The organism is Klenkia soli, assembly GCF_900103975.1.
GTDB lineage: Bacteria > Actinomycetota > Actinomycetes > Mycobacteriales > Geodermatophilaceae > Klenkia > Klenkia soli.
This window is the reverse complement of sequence record NZ_FNIR01000010.1, coordinates 1-16816: the sequence shown is the minus strand read 5'-3', so window position 1 is coordinate 16816 and position 16816 is coordinate 1. Positions and strand designations below refer to the sequence as shown.

General features: G+C 74.7%; 18 protein-coding genes. 4 read left to right on the top strand and 14 right to left on the bottom strand.

Going from position 1 to position 16816, the window contains the following annotated elements; all coding sequences use genetic code 11:
* Position 1: 1 nt before the first annotated feature.
* The 4 genes from BLS67_RS15690 to BLS67_RS15675 all read right to left on the bottom strand — a co-directional run bounded on the left by BLS67_RS15690 (position 2) and on the right by BLS67_RS15675 (position 3199).
* Positions 2–895: a hypothetical protein gene (locus tag BLS67_RS15690; RefSeq protein ID WP_091246908.1), complete on the bottom strand. Its 894-nt coding sequence runs from the start codon at positions 893–895 to the stop codon at positions 2–4.
* A 50-nt stretch (positions 896–945) separates the two neighbouring features.
* Positions 946–1479: an NUDIX hydrolase family protein gene (locus BLS67_RS15685; RefSeq protein WP_091246904.1), complete on the bottom strand. Its 534-nt coding sequence runs from the start codon at positions 1477–1479 to the stop codon at positions 946–948.
* Positions 1480–1508: 29 nt separating this feature from the next.
* Complete coding sequence (locus tag BLS67_RS15680) at positions 1509–2201, bottom strand: matrixin family metalloprotease (RefSeq protein WP_091246903.1); 693 nt, start codon at positions 2199–2201, stop codon at positions 1509–1511.
* 89 nt (positions 2202–2290) lie between these two features.
* Entirely contained in the window at positions 2291–3199 is a 909-nt protein-coding gene (locus BLS67_RS15675) for an HNH endonuclease family protein (RefSeq protein ID WP_091246901.1), read from the bottom strand.
* A 75-nt stretch (positions 3200–3274) separates the two neighbouring features.
* Here BLS67_RS15675 and BLS67_RS15670 point away from each other — a divergent pair, with 75 nt between their 5' ends.
* The 3 genes from BLS67_RS15670 to BLS67_RS15660 are packed head-to-tail and all read left to right on the top strand — an operon-like array spanning position 3275 to position 5023.
* Positions 3275–3766, top strand: coding sequence for an acyl-CoA thioesterase (locus BLS67_RS15670; protein WP_091246899.1), 492 nt, complete (start codon positions 3275–3277; stop codon positions 3764–3766).
* Positions 3767–3776: 10 nt separating this feature from the next.
* Positions 3777–4550, top strand: a complete 774-nt coding sequence (locus BLS67_RS15665) for a thioesterase family protein (RefSeq protein WP_091246897.1) — start codon at positions 3777–3779, stop codon at positions 4548–4550.
* A 38-nt stretch (positions 4551–4588) separates the two neighbouring features.
* The gene (locus BLS67_RS15660) at positions 4589–5023 is read left to right on the top strand and encodes a hypothetical protein (protein WP_131801753.1); all 435 of its coding nucleotides are present in this window, start codon (positions 4589–4591) and stop codon (positions 5021–5023) included.
* A 126-nt stretch (positions 5024–5149) separates the two neighbouring features.
* On the opposite strand, the gene BLS67_RS15655 is transcribed toward BLS67_RS15660, so the two are convergent.
* The 10 genes from BLS67_RS15655 to BLS67_RS15610 all read right to left on the bottom strand — a co-directional run bounded on the left by BLS67_RS15655 (position 5150) and on the right by BLS67_RS15610 (position 16321).
* Positions 5150–7138: an HNH endonuclease signature motif containing protein gene (locus BLS67_RS15655; protein WP_131801752.1), complete on the bottom strand. Its 1989-nt coding sequence runs from the start codon at positions 7136–7138 to the stop codon at positions 5150–5152.
* A 225-nt stretch (positions 7139–7363) separates the two neighbouring features.
* Positions 7364–7750 (bottom strand): VOC family protein, encoded by a 387-nt coding sequence (locus BLS67_RS15650; RefSeq protein WP_091246892.1) that lies wholly within the window; start codon positions 7748–7750, stop codon positions 7364–7366.
* 49 nt (positions 7751–7799) lie between these two features.
* Positions 7800–9296 carry a class I adenylate-forming enzyme family protein gene (locus tag BLS67_RS15645; RefSeq protein ID WP_242654126.1) on the bottom strand — a complete coding sequence of 499 codons (1497 nt, stop codon included), beginning with the start codon at positions 9294–9296 and terminating at the stop codon, positions 7800–7802.
* 15 nt (positions 9297–9311) lie between these two features.
* Positions 9312–10556 (bottom strand): alpha-amylase family glycosyl hydrolase, encoded by a 1245-nt coding sequence (locus tag BLS67_RS15640; RefSeq protein WP_091246889.1) that lies wholly within the window; start codon positions 10554–10556, stop codon positions 9312–9314.
* 2 nt (positions 10557–10558) lie between these two features.
* Entirely contained in the window at positions 10559–11575 is a 1017-nt protein-coding gene (locus tag BLS67_RS15635) for an acyl-CoA dehydrogenase family protein (RefSeq protein ID WP_091246887.1), read from the bottom strand.
* A complete protein-coding gene (locus BLS67_RS15630) occupies positions 11572–12723 on the bottom strand; it encodes an acyl-CoA dehydrogenase family protein (protein ID WP_091246884.1) in 1152 nt (383 codons plus the stop codon). Before BLS67_RS15630 ends, BLS67_RS15635 begins: the two co-directional genes overlap by 4 nt.
* An 18-nt stretch (positions 12724–12741) precedes the next feature.
* Positions 12742–14055, bottom strand: coding sequence for a cytochrome P450 (locus tag BLS67_RS15625; protein ID WP_131801751.1), 1314 nt, complete (start codon positions 14053–14055; stop codon positions 12742–12744).
* A gap of 46 nt (positions 14056–14101) precedes the next feature.
* Positions 14102–15625, bottom strand: coding sequence for an acetolactate synthase large subunit (locus BLS67_RS15620; protein WP_091247235.1), 1524 nt, complete (start codon positions 15623–15625; stop codon positions 14102–14104).
* A 34-nt stretch (positions 15626–15659) separates the two neighbouring features.
* The gene (locus BLS67_RS15615; RefSeq protein ID WP_091246881.1) at positions 15660–15965 is read right to left on the bottom strand and encodes a DUF202 domain-containing protein; all 306 of its coding nucleotides are present in this window, start codon (positions 15963–15965) and stop codon (positions 15660–15662) included.
* Entirely contained in the window at positions 15962–16321 is a 360-nt protein-coding gene (locus tag BLS67_RS15610; RefSeq protein ID WP_091246878.1) for a YidH family protein, read from the bottom strand. Before BLS67_RS15610 ends, BLS67_RS15615 begins: the two co-directional genes overlap by 4 nt.
* A 47-nt stretch (positions 16322–16368) precedes the next feature.
* On the opposite strand from BLS67_RS15610, the gene BLS67_RS15605 reads away from it, so the two are divergent.
* Positions 16369–16816, top strand: a 448-nt coding sequence (locus BLS67_RS15605) for a cbb3-type cytochrome c oxidase subunit I (protein ID WP_242653641.1), incomplete at its 3' end; no start/stop codon positions are given.

The window sequence follows — 16816 nt, the reverse complement described above, 5'->3', positions numbered from 1 at the left end:
CTCACAGCTGGGGGACGCACGCCCCCGCGCCCAGGCGGGCCAGGCCGGCCAGGTCGCCGTCGGCGAAGTCCAGGACGTCGCCGCTGGTGGTCGCCGCCATCAGCTGGTCCTCGTCCCACACGTGGGCCAGGCCGACGACGTGGCCCAGCTCGTGCAGCAGGATCGCCCGGCCCAGCGCCTCGTCGCCGTCGGCGAGCAGGGTCTGGTACTCGGGGCCGTCCAGGGTGACGCTGCCGGTGACGTAGGCGACCGGGCCGCCCTCGGGCCCGGCCGAGGCGCTGCCGCCCAGCCCGGCGACGTCGCCGGCCAGCGCGGGCTCCTGCTCGGGGGTGCGCCAGCCGACCAGCACCGGCGCCCAGCGGTCGCCGTACCGGTCGGGCTGGTAGGCCGCGCGGTCGCTGCCGGGCAGCTCGTCGGTGGTGCCCTCGTAGCGGAACTGCAGGCCGGTGACCTCGGTCATCCGGGCCAGCGCGTCGACCACCATCGCCTCGGCGTCCACCGGGGCGCCGTCGGTGCTCAGCACGACCTCCACCGGCCGGCAGGGGTCGTAGGCCACCGGGGTCACGCCGTCGTCCTGGGTCGCGATGAAGCCGTAGACGTCGCTGTCCGGCGCCGCGGGCGGGGTGCCCAGCGGCTCGTCGGACTCCTCGTGGCCGGGGGTCGGGACCGTGCGCGTCGCCTCGACCGGCGCCACCGAGGGCTGGGTGACCAGCGGCAGGGACGGCGTCCGGCCGGTGCCCAGGTACCACCCGCCGGCGGCCACGGCGAGGACGACGACCAGCGCCAGCAGGGTCGGCCACACGCGCCGGCGGCGCGGGGGCGGCGGTGGCGCCGGCGGGTCCCACAGCGGGATCAGGTACCGCTGCGTCGGCTGGTCGTCCCAGGGCTGGCTCATCGCCGTCCAGTGTCCGGTGCGCCACCGGCGGCGTCACGCACCGCGCCGGGTCAGACCCCCAGATGGGCGAGGGCCTGCACCACCAGGGCGCTCTGCCCGTTGGCCAGCTCGGCCAGCACACCGGGCTCGCGGGCCTCGTCGGGGCTGAACCAGGTCAGCTCCAGGGCGTCCTGCTGGGGCTCGCAGTCGCCCTCGACCGGGACGACGTAGGCCAGGCTCACCGCGTGCTGGCGGGGGTCGTGGAACGGGGTCACCCCCGGTGTCGGGAAGTACTCGGCGATGGTGAAGGGCTGCGGGGCCGGGGGCACCCGCGGCAGGGCCAGCGGGCCGAGGTCCTTCTCCAGGTGCCGGAGCAGCGCCGCGCGCACCCGCTCGTGGTAGAGCACCCGGCCGGAGACCAGCGCCCGCTTGATCTGCCCGTCGCTGCCCACCCGCAGCAGCAGCCCGACCTTGGTCACCGCGCCGTGGTCGTCCACCCGCACCGGGACGGCGTCCACGTAGAGGATCGGCAGCCGCTCGCGGGCGGCATCCATCTCCTCGCGGGAGAGCCAGCCGGAGTCGGACATCGTGGTCGCCTCGGTCATGTGCACTGTCTATCCGACCGCACCCCGGTTCAGGCGCAGCGGGGTCCGGCGAGTGGGCCGAGCCGGGCCAGCCCCTCCAGGTCGCCCTGCTGGTACTCCTCCGTGCCGACGTTGCGGTCGCTCATCAGCTGGCTGGTGTCCTCGACGTGGTCCAACCCCACGAGGTGCCCCAGCTCGTGCAGCAGCACCGCCCGGGCCTGCTCGGGCGTGGCGTCGGCGTACCAGTCGGCGTCGAGGGCGACCTGGCCCCGGCCGTAGACGGGACCGACCGGCACCGGGCGGGCCCAGCCCACGACGTCACCGGTGCGGAACAGCGGGTCGTCGGCCGCGGGGGCCCAGGCCACCAGCACCTCGGCGCCGGCCGGCAACGCGTCGGTCGCCCGGGTGGTGGCCGGGGTGAGCCGGGTCGACCCCAGCGCGGTGAAGGTCAGCCCGGTGGCCGCCTCGACCGTGTCGACCGCCTCGGCCACCAGCTGCACCGCGCCGTCCGGGGCGTGGTCCCAGTTGACGACGTAGCCGATCGGGCTGCACGGGTCCCAGGTCACCGGTGTGCCGTCGGCGGCGCGCTGCAGGAAGGCGTGCTCACCGGCGGCGCGGGCCGGCGTCGGGTCGGCGAGCTGGGCGACCAGCATCGCCAGGAGCAGCGGGACCTCGACCACGACCAGCAGCAGGGCGGCGACCCGGACGCGGGACCGCCGGCGCGGCGGCGAGGAGGCAGGCACACCCCAGGTCTAGGGCACCCGTCGGCCCGGCGCCCCTGCTGCTCACGCAGCGTCACCAGGTCGGGGTCGGGCGATCACCCGGACGGGCGTCATCCCGCGACCGGCAGCGGCTCCTCGGGACAGCTGGTGAGCACGGTGGCCATCGCGGTGTGCTCCGCGGGCGTGGTCCAGAGGCCGTAGGTCAGCTTCACGGCGACCTGGCGGGCGACGTAGGCGCAGCGGTAGGCCCGGTTGGGCGGCAGCCAGGTCGCGGTGTCGCCGTCGCCCTTCTGCTGGTTGAGCGGGCCGTCGACGGCCAGCAGGTTGAGCGGGTCGTTGGCGAAGGCGACCCGGGTCTGCTCGTCCCACTGCTGGGCGCCGGTCTGCCAGCTGTTGGACAGCGCGACGACGTGGTCGATCTGCACCTCCTCGCTGGTGCCCTGGCCGCGGAGGAAGGAGATCGTCGTGCCGGAGTACGGGTCGGCCAGGACGCCGCTGGTGACCACGCAGTCGTTCGTACCCGGCCGGAACTGCTCGGCGGTCAGGTCTCGGGCCAGCACGTCGTTGCGGGTGTCGCAGCCGTTGCGGTCGGTGTCGACCCAGCCGCTGCCGAACTGGTCGCGGTCGTAGCCGGTCCGCGGCGCGCGGCCCTGCACGGGCAGCTGCGCGAGGGCGGCCAGCGCGGTGCCCGGCGGGGCGGCCGAGACCGCGGCCGCCGCGTCGTCCTCGCCCAGCAGCCCGGTGTCGGGGTCGAGCGTGACCGGCGCCGGCGTGGGGCTGCTCGTCGCGGGCGCTGAGGTGGACGGCTCAGGGGTGGACGGCGCTGGCGTGGACGGCGCTGGCGTGGTGGCCGCCGTCGGGCTGGTGGTCGGGTCCTGGCCGAGCGCGCCCACGCCGACCCCGAGCAGCACGGCGATCGCGGCCACGACAGCCAGCAGGGTGCGCCGGCCGCCGCGGGACAGCCCCGACCGCGTGCCGGGCAGGCGGGTGGAGGTCACCTTCAGCGGGTCGCGGCTCATCGCCGTCCAGGGTGCTGCGCGGGCCCGGGCGGGCCGCGGTCCGACACGCGCCGGGTTCTGCCAGGATCTGCCGGCATGACCGGGGACGACGAACTGCACCGGCTGTCGATGACCGTGCTGATGACCCCGGACATGAGCAACTTCTCCGGGAACGTGCACGGCGGGCAGCTGCTCAAGCTGCTGGACCAGGTGGCCTACACCTGTGCCAGCCGGTACAGCCGCACCTACGCGGTGACCCTCAGCGTGGACCAGGTCGTCTTCCGCGAGCCGATCCGGGTCGGTGAGCTGGTCACCTTCCAGGCCAGCGTGAACTACACGGGGCGGACGTCGATGGAGATCGGCATCCGGGTGACCACCGAGGACCTGCGGGCGGGCCAGGTGCGGCACACCAACAGCTGCTACTTCACGATGGTCGCCCTGGACGCCGAGCGCCGGCCGGTCGCCGTGCCGCCGCTTGAGCTGGCGACCGACGACCAGCGCCGCCGGCACGCGGCCGCGGTGCTGCGCCGGGACCTGCGGCGGGAGGTCGAGGCCCGCACCGAGGAGATCCGGACGGCGATCCCCTAGCGTCCGGCGCATGGACGAGATCGCCGAGGCCTTCTACCTCCCGCTGGGCGAGGGCCGGTTCACCCCGACCCGCGCGACGGAGAGCCCGTGGGACGTCGGCGCCCAGCACGGCGGTCCGCCGTCCGCACTGCTCGCGCACCTGGCCGCGGCCGCCGGTGGGCAGCAGCCGGCGCGGGTGTCCGTCGACTTCTTCGGGGCCATCCCGCGGCGGGAGCTGACCGTCGAGGTGTCGCCGGTCCGACCGGGGCGCCGGATCGACCTGACCGAGGCCGTGATGACGGTGGACGGGCGGACGGTGGCCGTGGCGCGGGTGTGGTCCCTGGCCCCGGGCCCGACGCCGCCGGTGGTGACCCCGGCCGTGGCGCCGCCCCCGGTGCCCGACGAGGGCACCGTCGTGTTCCCCGGGTTGCCGGACTTCGGGTACCAGGAGGCGCTGGACTGGCGGTACACCGCCGGGTCACCCGAGCAGGTCGGCGCTGCCGACGTCTGGACCCGCGTGCGGATACCGCTGGTCGCGGGCGAGGAGCTCACCGGCACCGACCGCACGCTGATCGCCGCGGACGCCGCCAACGGGATCTCGGTCGAGCTGCCGATCGCCGAGTGGCTGTCGATCCCGCCGGGGATGACCTGTCACCTGACCCGCGAGGCGCAGGGCGAGTGGGTGCACCTGGCGTGCCGGACCCGGATCGGCGAGAACGGGCTGGGGCTGTGCACGGGCACGATCGCGGACGCCGGGGGTGTGTACGGCGAGGTGAGCCAGCCGCTGCTGGTCCGGGCGCGCTGATCCGGTTCCGGTGGGCGGCACCGGGTAGCCCGCAGGGCATGACCTCCAGCAGCCCGGACCGGCACGACGAACTCCCCAGCCGGAGCCAGCGCCACGCGCGGAGCCGGGCGGTGTCCGCGGTGGTGGGTGCCGTGGGTCTGGGCATGCTGGTCGCGCCGGCGTGGACCGTGCGGCACCTCGCCCCCGGCCAGCGGGCGCCGCGGAGCTGGCTGGTGCGGGTGCTGGGTGCGCGGACCGTGGTGCAGAGCGCCGTGCTGCTGGCCACGCCTACCCGCCAGGCGCTGCAGGTGGGTGCCGCGGTCGACGCGCTGCACGCCGCGAGCATGGTCCCGGCCGCGCTGATCTGGCCCAGCTACCGCCAGGTCGCCGCGGTCAGCGGCGGGATCGCGACGGTGTCGGCCGCCCTGCAGCTGGCCGTCGCCCCGCAGTCCGACGACGCGGTTCGCATCCCCGGTGACGTCCCCGCCCGCTGATCCACCCATTCGGTCGAGCACAGCCGCGGCCGGGGTCGGGTGCTCCCCCGGCCGTGGACTGCCGGTCGGCGCATCGAGGGTGCCGACTCAGCGCTGCAGCTGCGGCCGACGCGGCACCTCCGTCGGTCAGAACGGCGGTGGATCATCCCCTGCCTGGTCCTGGCACGGGTCTGGATCCGGGTCCCGGTCCCGGTCCTGCACGATCGACTGCTCGGGACGGTCGTCGACCTGCTCGGCACCGTGCTCGGCCGCGAGTCGGGCGGCCGCAGCGGTGAGCTCGGCCTCGATGTCGGCGGCGAGTCGTGCACGTTCGGCGGCCGTGGCGCGGCGTGCGGCGCGTTTCTCCGGGGTGGGTGAGCGGTACCGCTTCGGGGTGGGGCCCAGGAGGTCGGTGAGGCTCTGGAGGTGGCTGGGTGTCGACATGTCGACCTCGGCGATGCGGTCGGGTCGGGTGGTGCGGGTGCATCCGCCGGGTGGGGTGACGTGCAGGGTGCCGTCGGGGTCCATGGCGAACACCCAGCCCGGCGCGTGGGTCTTGAGCCGGTGGTGCCTTCGGCACAGGCACACCAGGTTCGTCACGCAGGTCGGGCCGCCCGCCGCCGGGTCGTCGTGGTCGTAGGCGGTGACGTGATCGAGGTCGACGTACTCGGCGGGCCGGTGGCAGCCGGGGAACCGGCAGTGCTGGTCGCGTGCTCTGACGAAGCGGACCTGCTCGGCGCTGGGGCTGTACCGGTCGACCGCCGGTGGCGGTGCGAGGCCGGTGCCGCGGTGATCGGCGGCGCGGGCCTGGGTCGGTGAGGTGAGGGCCCGGAGCCGACCGGTGGCATCGACGATCTCGAACCACACCTCACCGCCGTCGACCCACCCGCGGGGACCGGTGACCAGCAGCGCCTCATAGCGGGCCAGCAACTCGGCGACCGCCACCGGGGACACCGTCAGCCCCCCGATGGACGCGACCCCCGACCCACCGGTCAGACGGGTGTCGTCGAGCAGGGCCGCGCCGTCGTCGGGCGTCGGCGTGGGCTGCAGTGGGGCCTTGGGCGACTCCTCCTCGACTGCCGGGCCGTCATCAACAGCCGCGTCCTCCTCCACCTCTGCCTCATTGGGCGGGGTCGGTTGCTCGGGTGGGTTCAGCACGGGGCCGAGGTGGTCCAGGTCGGCCAGGTCCACGCGCAGGCGCAGCTGCCAGCGCACGGCGGCGACGTCGGCGGGCAGGGGCTCCCAGGGGCGGGTGACCAACTGGTGGTGGGCGGCGACCCGGAGCTGGCCCATGGGCCGTTTGTCCCCGTTCTTGCGCATCGCGGCGGCCAGGGCGTCGATGACCTCGAGCTCGTCGGCGACATCAGCGGCGTCGGCCAGGTCGGTGCGCAACCCGGCCAGCCCGTCGCCCTGGCTCAGGCTGGTGACGTTCTGGCGTCGCTTGCGGCGCTCGGCCCGGCGGTCGGCCTCGGCCGGGTCGGCGGCGATCACCGCACCGGCGATCCGGTCGGCCAGCGGCGTGGGACCGACGCCCTCACCGATCCACCCCAGGCCCTGGGCGGCGATGGCGTCCACCACGTCATCGGGCAAACCACCGCCGGCGGACTGCTTGCGGTCGGCCAGGCCATCCACCAGCACCTGGGCGCGGCGCACGTCGATCCGGCCGTCGGCCAACGCCACCCACACCCCAGGCAGCTGCTCGAACAGTGCCCGCTGCTTGGCCACCAACGCCGACGCCGACCCCACGCTGATGCCCAGCACGACCGCGACCTCGTCGGCCACCCAGTCATCGGGACGGTCCGGGTCAGCCGCGTCGTCGGGACGGGCACCGGGCAGCACGGTCTGCGCCGGCTGCAGCTCGGCCAGCCGAGAGATCGCCGCGGCCTGCAAGGCATGCAACTCGGCCTGGGCCTCGGCCACGTCGGCCAACACCGCCTGCACCCCCGCCCGGGTCGTGGCAGAGGTGACCAGCAGCTCGGACAACCGCATCGGCCGGTGCACCAGATCCACCGGCACACCAGCCGCGACCTGCGCAGCCCGCTCGGCCTCCAGCACCGCAGCCTTCGCCGCAGCCGAGGCGAACACCTCCACCTGCGCGATGCCCAACGACAACCCGAACCGGGTACCGACCACCACCGGGCCCACCGCACACCACCCCTTGCCCAGATCGAACGTATGTGCGAAGAATACCGCATGCCGGGACCCGTGGCGAGGTGAATGCACAGCTCAGGAGCCTGTCCACAGGTGGAGGACGAGATGTCGGAGGTCTGCGGCATGGTCGTCGCGGAGCTCCGCGCGACTCGCCGGGGGGGCGCCTGGCAGGCCCGGACAGCGCGACCGAGCCGGGGGCGGCAGCAACCGTCACCCACGGATCGGTGCGGCCACCTCCCACAGGTGGCCGGCCGGGTCGGCGAACGTCGCCGTCCGCACGCCCCAGGGACGGTCCTGGGGACCGTTCCGCAGCACCACCCCCAGCCCGGCGAGCTCGGCGCAGACCGCGTCCACGTCGGCCACCTCGACGGTCAGCAGGGAGCGGGGCGCACCGGGAGCACCCACGGCACCGGGCTCGACGAGCTCGTCCGCCCGGTCGGCCTGCAGCAGGTTCACCACCACGTTGCCGATCGACAGCGCGGTCGAGACGTCGTCCGAGAAGAGCTCCCGCCCGTCGAACACGGCGGCGTAGAACCGGCGGGCGGCGTCGAGGTCCTCGACGAACAGGGTGATGGTCTGCAGGTCGCGCAACGGCACGGGAACTCCTCGGTCGGTGTGCACCAGGGACTCCCGGGCAACGCAGAACTCAGCGGCGCGGCACCGGCGTCCAGTCGGTCGCCGTCCGCAGCGGGCCCTTGAGCACCTTGCCCCCGGCGTTGCGCGGCAGCGGACCGTCCAGCACTCGCACGTACTGCGGCACCTTGAAGTCAGCCAACCGCTCGCGGGCGAACGCCGCGAGCTCCCCCACCGCCAGGGAGACGCCCGGCCGGGTGAGGACGACGGCGCCCACCTTCTCCCCCATCACGTCGTCGGGCACCCCGACCACGGCCACCTCGAGGACGTCGGGGTGCTCGGCGAGGGCGTTCTCCACCTCGACCGAGTACACGTTCTCGCCGCCGCGGTTGATCATGTCCTTGGCCCGGTCGACGATCCGGACCAGCCCCTCGTCGTCGATCGTGGCCAGGTCACCGGTGTGCAGCCAGCCGTCGACGAACGTCTCGGCCGTCCGGGCCGCGTCGCCCCAGTAGCCGACGGCGACGTTGGGGCCGCGGACCAGCAGCTCACCGATCCCGCTGTCGGGGTCCGGTCGGTGCAGGTCGACGTCCACGACCGGCGCCGGGAAGCCCACCGAGTCGGCGTGCTCGTCGGTCCAGGCGTCGGGCAGGAAGGTGGCCAGCGCGCTGGTCTCCGAGAGCCCGAACCCGTTGCCCAGCCGCACGCCGGGGAACGCCTGCCGCAACCGGTGCACCAGCTCGGGGGCCATGGGCGCGCCGCCGTAGGACAGCGCCCGCACGCTCGACAGGTCGGTGGTCGCGAGATCGGGGTGCCGCAGGACCAGCTCGTAGATCGTCGGCACGCTGGTCAGCAGGGTGACCCGGTGCTCGGCGATCGCCGCGAGGAACCCCGGCGCCGAGAACTTCGGCATCAGCACCGTGGTGCCGCCCATCAGCACCTGGGTAATCATCTGCGAGCAGCAGCCGGTGACGTGGAACAGCGGCACCGAGATGAGCGAGACGTTGCTCTGCGCCGGGTCCAGCTCACGGCACCGCTGCACGTTCTCCGCCGAGCTGACCAGGCACTCCTGGGTGAGCATCGCGCCCTTGGGCCGGCCGGTCGTCCCGGACGTGTAGAACAGCGCAGCCACGTCGCCGGGCGCCGGATCGGCCGGCTCGACCGGGTCGCCGTCCGGCAGGTCGGTCGAGTCGACCACGACGGCTGCCCCGGAGTCCTGCAGGACGAACGCCGTCTCGGCCGGGGCCAACCGCGTGTTCAGCGGGACGACCACCGCGCCGGCCAGCTGGGCGCCCCAGAAGCCCAGCGTCCAGGCCAGCCCGTTCGGCAACCCGACGGCGACCCGGTCACCGGCGCCCACCCCCGCCGCGCGCAGTCCACCGGCGACCCTCAGCGACCGGTCCCACAGCTCGCGGTAGGTGACCGCGGCGCCGCCGAGCTCGACCACGGCGGTCCGGTCGTGGTGCTCGGCGACGGTGCGGGCGAACCCGCGCACCACGTTGGGCTGCAGCCCCTCGTACCGGGCGACGCCGTCCGCGCCGCGCTGGACACCCGCGCTGTCGAAGATCACCGTTGCATCCTGCACCTAGCCGGCGAGGACGGCCCATCCGTGGGCCGGCAGCTCCAGGTCCCTGCCCCGCACCTCGCCGCGGCCGGCCACCAGCTCCCCGGACGACGGGACGACGGCGGGCTCGTCGGCCAGGTTCAGCGCCACCACGAGCGCCCCGCCGTCGGCCGCCGTGCGGTAGACCAGCTGCTCGTTGGTCAGGTGCAGCTGCTCGGTGCGGGCCCGGTGCAGCCAGCGGTGCCGGCGACGCAGCCCGACGAGCTCCTGGTGCAGCGCGAACACCGCCCCGCCCTCGACGGCGAGGGGGTCGGCCGGGAACTCGGGCCGGATTGCGTCGTCCCCGCCGGCCCGGTGCTCCTTGATGCCGTGCCAGCCGAACTCGTCGCCGCTCCACACCGCCGGGGTGCCGCCGACGGTGCACAGCAGCACCAGGGCGTGCGGCAGCAGGGGCTCGCCGACCTGGTCGACGATGCGGGTGACGTCGTGGTTGCCGACGAAGGTCCACGGCACGAAGGCCTCGAGGAACCCGTCGTGCCGCTGGAGTGCGTGGGCGGTCTCGAACAGGTTGCCCTCGGCCAGGCCGTGCCAGACGCCCTGCCACAGCTCGTACTGGGTGACGGCGTCCATGCCCGACTCCCCGACGATGCCGGCGTAGTCGCCGTGGATCACCTCGCCGACGACGTACACCTCGGGGAACCGTTCGCGGACGACGGGCAGCACCCGCGCCCAGAACTCCGGCGGCACCGCGTAGGCCGCGTCCAGCCGCCAGCCGTCGACCCCGCGCTCGAGCCAGTGGCACATGACGTCGACCACCAGCTGCACGACGTCGTCCTGGGTGTGGTCGAGCTCCACCAGGGCGCCGTGGCCCTCGAACACCGCCGGCTCGTCGCCGTCCCACCGGAACCAGTGCCGGCGGGCCGGGTCGGTGAATGCCGGGTGGGCCCGGCCGACGTGGTTGAACACGCCGTCCAGCAGCACCCGGACGCCCTTGTCGTGGGCCGCGGCCACCAGGGCCTCGAAGTCCGCGTCGTCACCGAGCCGGGGGTCGACGCGCAGGTGGTCGACGGTGTCGTAGCCGTGCGTGCTCGACGCGAACACCGGCCCGAGCGCCAGCCCGTTGCAGCCCAGCGCCACCAGGTGGTCCAGCCACCCGACGATCCGCGGCAGCCGGTGGGTCACCGTGTCCACGGCGTCCCGCTCGGCCCCGACGAACCCCAGCGGGTGGACCTGCCACCAGATCGCGTCCTGCACCCAGTCCGGCATGCTCACACCAGTCCGGTCAGCACCGGCCACGGGTCGGCGCCGGCGACGGCGGCGCCCAGCACCCGCGCCCACGTGGTCTCGTTGCCGGCCTCGTCGCGCCAGGACCACATGCGCTTCGTCAGGTGGTGCAGCCGGTGCTCCTGGGTGAAGCCGATCGCGCCGTGCACCTGGTGCGCCAGTCGGGCCACGACGTCGACGGCCGCCCCGGCCCGGACCTTGGCCGCGGCGGCCGCGAGCTCGAGCGGCTCACCACGCTCGAGGCGCTGCACGGCGGCGTCGACCAGCGCGCTGACCGCGGTGACCTCGCCGGCCATCTGGGCCAGCTGCATCTGGATGCCCTGGAACTTCGCCAGCGGCCGCCCGAACTGCACCCGCTCCCCCGCGTACTGCACGGTCCACGCGAGCACCGTCTCGGCGGCCGCGGACAGCTGCACCGCCCGGGCCAGCGCGTACCGAGCCCGGAGATCAGCCGGCAGCGGCCCGACCTGCGCGGGCAACCCCTCGAGCACGTAGGACCCGCGCGGCTCCCCCGCCAGGTTCGCCGCGTCCGTCGACCCGAGACCGGAGACGTCGACCAGCGCCAGGACGTCGCCGTCCGGGCCGGCCGCCACCACGGCCAGGTGGTGCACGACCCCGGCCCAGGCCACCGCGGTCGTCGTCCCGGTCACCCGGCCGTCCGCGAACCGCACCGCCCCGTCCACGGCGACCGAGAGCGGCTGGTCCACCGGGGGCAGGTCGAGCCCCGCAGCGAGGACGGCGGGACCGGCGACCAGCAACTGCTCGGCCACCGGCACCGCCCCGGCACCCGCGGCCAGCGTGGCGACCACGGCCACCGCGTCGGCCAGCTCGCCGCCGGAGCCACCGGCCTCCTCGGGCAGCCCCACCCCGGTCAGCCCGGCGTCGGCCAGGTCGGTCCACAGCGCGGCGTCCCAGCGCCGGTCGGGGGTCAGCTGGGCCGGCTCGTGCCCGGCGAGGATCTCCCGGACGGTCTGGACGACGAGGTCCTGGTCCGAGCTCATCGCAGACCCAACCCGCGCGCCACGATCCCGCGGAGGATCTCGTTGGTGCCCCCGCGCAGCGTGTAGCCCGGCTGGTGCAGCTGCGCCTCGGCCAGCGCCCTGCCCAGCGGGTCGGGTGAGTCCAGGGACGCGGGCACGTCCACCACCTCCCGGATCGCCTCGACGACGTCGGCCTCGAACGTCGTCCCGACGTCCTTGACCAGCGCGGCCGGGATGTCGGGCAGCTCGCCGCGGTCCAGCGCGGCGGCGATCCGCAGCGAGAGCTGGCGGAGGGACAGCAGCCGGGCGGACAGCCGCCCGAGCGTCGCGAGCTCGGCCGGGGACGACGCCCGGCGGGCGAACTCGGCCACCAGCGGGAACGTCGAGAGGAACCGCTCGGGCCCGCTGCGCTCGAAGGCCAGCTCGGCGGTGACCTGGTGCCAGCCCGCGCCCTCCTCGCCCAGCTGCATGTCGCCGGGGACGACGACGTCCTCGAAGACCACCTCGTTGAAGTGGTGGCCGCCGTCCAGGATCCGGATCGGGTTGATCGTGATGCCCGGCAGCGACAGGTCGACCAGCAGCTGGGTCATGCCGGCGTGCCGGTTCGCGGTGTCCACCGGGGCGGTGCGCACCAGGGTGATCGCGTAGTGGCTGTGGTGGGCGTTCGACGTCCAGACCTTGGCGCCGTTCACCACCCAGTCGCCGTCGCCGTTGCGCACGGCCCGCGTGCGGATGGAGGCGAGGTCGGAGCCGCTGTCGGGCTCGCTCATGCCGATCACGAAGAAGCACTCCCCCGCGGCGATCCGCGGCAGGATCTCCCGGCGCTGGGCCTCGGTGCCGTAGCGCAGCAGGTTGGGCCCGGACTGCCGGTCGGCGATCCAGTGCGCAGCGACCGGCGCGCCGGCGGCCAGCAGCTCCTCGGTGACCGCGTAGCGCTCCATCGCGGTGCGCTCGTGGCCGCCGTACCGCGCAGGCCAGGTCATGCCCAGCCAGCCCTGCTCGCCCAGCTTGCGGGAGAAGGCCGGGTCCACCCCGGACAGCCAGGTGTCCACGTGGGTCTCGAACGAGCCGGCGGCGAGCTCCTTCGCCAGGAACTCGCGCACCTCCAGGCGGACCTGCTCGGCGGCCGCGGAGGGCGGGGCGGGGGCGAGCGTCAGCGTCGACGGCATGCCCGCGATGGAAGCACCTCAGCGCACCGTCAGCAGCATCGGCCCCTTCGGCTTGGGGATGGGGATCGGGGAGATGACGACCCCGGCGCGCGGGTCGGCGGTGACCCGCCGGGTGGCCAGCAACCGGGCGACGATCGCCTTCACCATCACCTCGGCCACGTGGTTGCCGATGCACAGGTGCGCGCCGCCGCCGAAGGGCACGAACAGGTGGCTGTGCTGCTTGTGCTCCTCGCGGCCGGGGGCGAACCGGTCGGGGTCGAAGGCGTCGGGCCGGGTCCACCAGTCGGGGTGCCGGTGCAGCATCAGGCTCGAGACGCTCACCCCCGTGCCGGCGGGCACGTGCACCCCGGTGATCTCGAGGTCGGCGGTCGCCCGGCGCGGCGAGAAGGGCACCGGCGGGCTCAGCCGCAGCGCCTCCTGCATGGCCCGCGTGGTGTGCACCAGGTCGCCGTGGTCGGCCGGGGTCACCGGCGCGCCGTCCAGGGCACGGACCTCGTCGGCCACGCGGTCCTGCTCGGCGGGGTGCAGCGCGAGCTGCCAGAGCAGCACCGCCAGCGTCGACGTCGTGGTGTCGTGCGCGGCCAGCATGAGGAAGACCATGTGGTCGACCACGTCGTCGACCGGCAGCAGCTCGCCGTCGTCGGTGGTGGCGTGCGCCAGGCGCGACAGCAGGTCGGTGCGCGGTTCGGCCTCCCGCCGGCGGGCGGCGACCAGGTCGCCGAACACCCGGACCAGCTCGGCCCGGCCCCGCAGCCCGCGCCGCCAGGGCGTGCCCGGCAGCGGCACCCGCAGCGGGGTGATCGAGGCGGCGACGGCGTCGGCGAAGGCCCGGTTGACCCGCTCGGACTCCGCACCGAGCGAGACCCCCACGAACACCTCGGCGGCGATGTCGAGGGTCAGCCGCTTCATCAGCAGGTAGACGTCGACGTCGCCGTCGGGCAGGTCGCGCAGGTGCCGATCGGTGACGTCGTGGATGGCGTCGACGTAGCCGGCCAGCGCGGCCCGGCTGAACGCCTGCTGCATCACCCGGCGGTGCCGGTGGTGGTCGTCGAAGTCCCGCAGCATCAGCCCGTTGCGGAACAGGTCGCCGATCGTGTTCGACCAGCCCTGCTCGCTGGAGAGCACCTTGCCCGGGTCGAGGAACACCTCGCGGGTGGCCTGCGGGGTGAGGAAGGTGATGCCCTCCCGGCCCAGCACCCGCATGCGGTAGACGTCGCCGTACCGCTGCCGGTTGCGCTCGGTCAGGCCCCGGGCGTCGCGGACGAACATCAGCGTGTGGCCGACCAGCGGCCACCCCCGGTCACCGGGCACGTGCGCGAGCGGATCCACCACGGAGCACCTCCGAGCCGGCCGCGCCGTTGCGGCCCTGCCCGCGACCCTAGGGGCGCGGGAGGACGGCGTCCACGACGTGCGGACCGGGTTCGGCGAACGCGGTGCGCAGTGCACCGGCCAGCTCGGGGCCGGTGGTCACCCGCACCCCGGGCACGCCCATGCCGGCCGCGAGCGCGACGAAGTCCAACGACGGCGAGCCGAGGTCCAGCAACCGGCCGGCCCGCTCCCCGCCCGCCGCGGCACCCACGTTCTCCAGCTCCCCGGCCAGGATGGCGTAGGCACCGTTGTCGCAGACCAGCACCGTGACGTCCAGCTGCTCCCGGGCCATCGTCCACAGCGCCTGCAGCGTGTACATCGCCGAACCGTCGGCCTGCACGGCGAGCACCGGGCGATCCGGGCAGGCCACCGCCGCGCCGACCGCCATGGGCAGCCCGTCGCCGATCGCGCCGCCGGTCAGCGACAGCACGTCGTGCCGCGGCGACCCGGCCGTCGCCGGGAAGAGGGCGAACCCGCTGGTCAGGGATTCGTCGACCAGCACGGCCCGCTCCGGCAGCACGGCGGCGACCACGTCGGCGAGCACCCGGGCGTCCAGCGGCGCGTCCGGGACCGCCGGCACCGCGGCCTCCGCGAGCACCGGGTCCGCGCCCACCGCCTCGGCCAGCGCGGCGAGGGCGGCCAGGGCGGACTCCCCGGGCTCGGTGAGGACGTCGACCCGGCACCCCTCGGGCACGAAGCTGCCGGGCACGTCGGGGTAGGCGAAGAAGGCGACCGGCGCCGGGGCGCCCACCAGCACCAGCTGCCGCACCCCCTCGAGCGCGGCCAGCGCGGGGCCCGGCGGGTAGGGCAGCTTGGGGACGTCGGGCAGGCCGGCGCCGCGGGCCATCCGCGCCGGGAACGTCTCGGCCATCAACCGCGCGCCGGTGCCGGCGGCGACCCGGGCCGCGGCGAGCAGGGCATCGGCCGTGAGCGCGTCGCCGCCGAGGAACAGCACGGTGCCGGCGTCCAGCGTGTGGGCCAGCGCCGTCGGGTCGGGCACCTGCGGGCGGGCCCGCGGCCGCGGCGCCACCCCGGGCGAGGCGCCGCTGGACCAGGAGACGTCGGCCGGCAGCACCAGGGTCGCGACCTGCCCCCGCGTCGCGGCACCCACCGCGTCGGCGACGTCGTCCCCGACGGTGCCGGGGGTCAGCGAGCGGCGCACCCAGCCGACGGCACCGGCCAGCGCGTCGAGGTCGGACTCCAGCGGGGCGTCGAGGCGCTTGTGCGCCAGCGCGTGGTCGCCCACCACGACCACCACCGGCGCTCGTCCGCGCCGGGCGTTGTGCAGGTTCGCCCACCCGTTGCCGAACCCCGGGCCCAGGTGCAGCAGGGTCGCCGCGGGCCGACCCGCCATGCGGGCGAACCCGTCGGCGGCGCCGGTGGCCACGCCCTCGAACAGCGTCAGCACCGCCCGCATCTCGGGGACGTCGTCCAGCGCGGCCACGAAGTGCATCTCGGACGTGCCCGGGTTGGCGAAGCACACGTCGACCCCGGCGTCGACGAGCGTGCGGATGACTGCCTGGGCACCGTTCACCACCGCACCCTGGCACCTCCCCGGGCGCGGCGCCTCAGCCGAGGGCGGGGACGACGACCACCGTGGCCAGGCACAGCGCCGCGACCAGGACACCGAGGACCACCGGTGCCCCCTCCCCCGGTCGGCGGCCGGCCAGCAGCGCCCGGCTGCGCAGCTGCCCGAGCACGACGGCGACCCCGGCCACCGCGAACGCAGCCACCACCAGCACCCGGCCGGCCGGCGACGCCTCGCCGGTCACCGACCGGAGCAGCAGGAGGGCGCCGTTCGCCGCCGCGGCCAGTCCGGTGCGGGTCCAGGCCAGCGCCGTGCGCTCGGGCGCCAACCCCGGTGGCGCGCTCATGCACCGACCACCAGCAGGACCGAGACCACCAACCCGACGACGACCAGCCCGGCACCCAGGACGACGCCGGCCCGCGCGGTCGGCAACGCGGCGCCGGCCCGCATGGCCCGCTGGACGCGGCGCCAGCGCAGCAGCCCCCCGGCGGCGGCCAGCACGCTCAGCGCCCCCAGCCCCGCGCCGACCGCCGTGCGGTACCCCGGCGCCCCCAGCTCGGGCACGAACTGGTCCAGCGCGACCCCGGCGGCCAGCAACGACAACGCGGTGCGCAGCCAGGCCAGGTAGGTGCGCTCGTTGGCCAGCGTGAACCGGTAGTCGGGCTCGGCATCCCCGGGGACCTCCGGCTCGTGTCGGACCACCGGCCTAGTCTGGCGGGGCTGCTGTTCCACGAGTCGAGGATGCCCCTGTGACGATCGCCCCCGCTCCGATCGTGAGCCGTCCGAGTCCGGTTCATGTGGCCGAGAAGGGTTCGCGGCTGTCGATGCTGCTGCGGACCACTGATCACAAGACGATCGGCTTGATGTACCTGGCCGTGTCGTTCTCCTGGTTCATGGTCGGTGGGCTGATGGCCATGCTGATGCGTGGTGAGCTGGCGCGGCCGGGTCTGCAGTTCTTGTCGAATGAGCAGTACAACCAGTTGTTCACCATGCACGGCACGGTGATGTTGTTGTTCTTCGCGACGCCGTTGTTCTTCGCGTTCGCGAACTTGATCCTGCCGTTGCAGATCGGGGCGCCGGATGTGGCGTTCCCGCGGTTGAACGCGTTCTCGTTCTGGCTGTTCCTGTTCGGCGGTCTGATCATGATCTCGGGGTTCTTCACCCCCGGTGGTGCCGCGGACTTCGGCTGGTTCGCCT

Bases quoted from the DNA above. Each gene is read 5' to 3' on its own strand.
- BLS67_RS15690 (WP_091246908.1), bottom strand. From the start codon at position 895: ATGAGCCAGCCCTGGGACGACCAGCCGACGCAGCGGTACCTGATCCCG.
- BLS67_RS15685 (WP_091246904.1), bottom strand. From the start codon at position 1,479: ATGACCGAGGCGACCACGATGTCCGACTCCGGCTGGCTCTCCCGCGAG.
- BLS67_RS15675 (WP_091246901.1), bottom strand. From the start codon at position 3,199: ATGAGCCGCGACCCGCTGAAGGTGACCTCCACCCGCCTGCCCGGCACG.
- BLS67_RS15670 (WP_091246899.1), top strand. From the start codon at position 3,275: ATGACCGGGGACGACGAACTGCACCGGCTGTCGATGACCGTGCTGATG.
- BLS67_RS15665 (WP_091246897.1), top strand. From the start codon at position 3,777: ATGGACGAGATCGCCGAGGCCTTCTACCTCCCGCTGGGCGAGGGCCGG.
- BLS67_RS15660 (WP_131801753.1), top strand. From the start codon at position 4,589: ATGACCTCCAGCAGCCCGGACCGGCACGACGAACTCCCCAGCCGGAGC.
- BLS67_RS15640 (WP_091246889.1), bottom strand. From the start codon at position 10,556: ATGCCGGACTGGGTGCAGGACGCGATCTGGTGGCAGGTCCACCCGCTG.
- BLS67_RS15635 (WP_091246887.1), bottom strand. From the start codon at position 11,575: ATGAGCTCGGACCAGGACCTCGTCGTCCAGACCGTCCGGGAGATCCTC.
- BLS67_RS15630 (WP_091246884.1), bottom strand. From the start codon at position 12,723: ATGCCGTCGACGCTGACGCTCGCCCCCGCCCCGCCCTCCGCGGCCGCC.
- BLS67_RS15615 (WP_091246881.1), bottom strand. From the start codon at position 15,965: ATGAGCGCGCCACCGGGGTTGGCGCCCGAGCGCACGGCGCTGGCCTGG.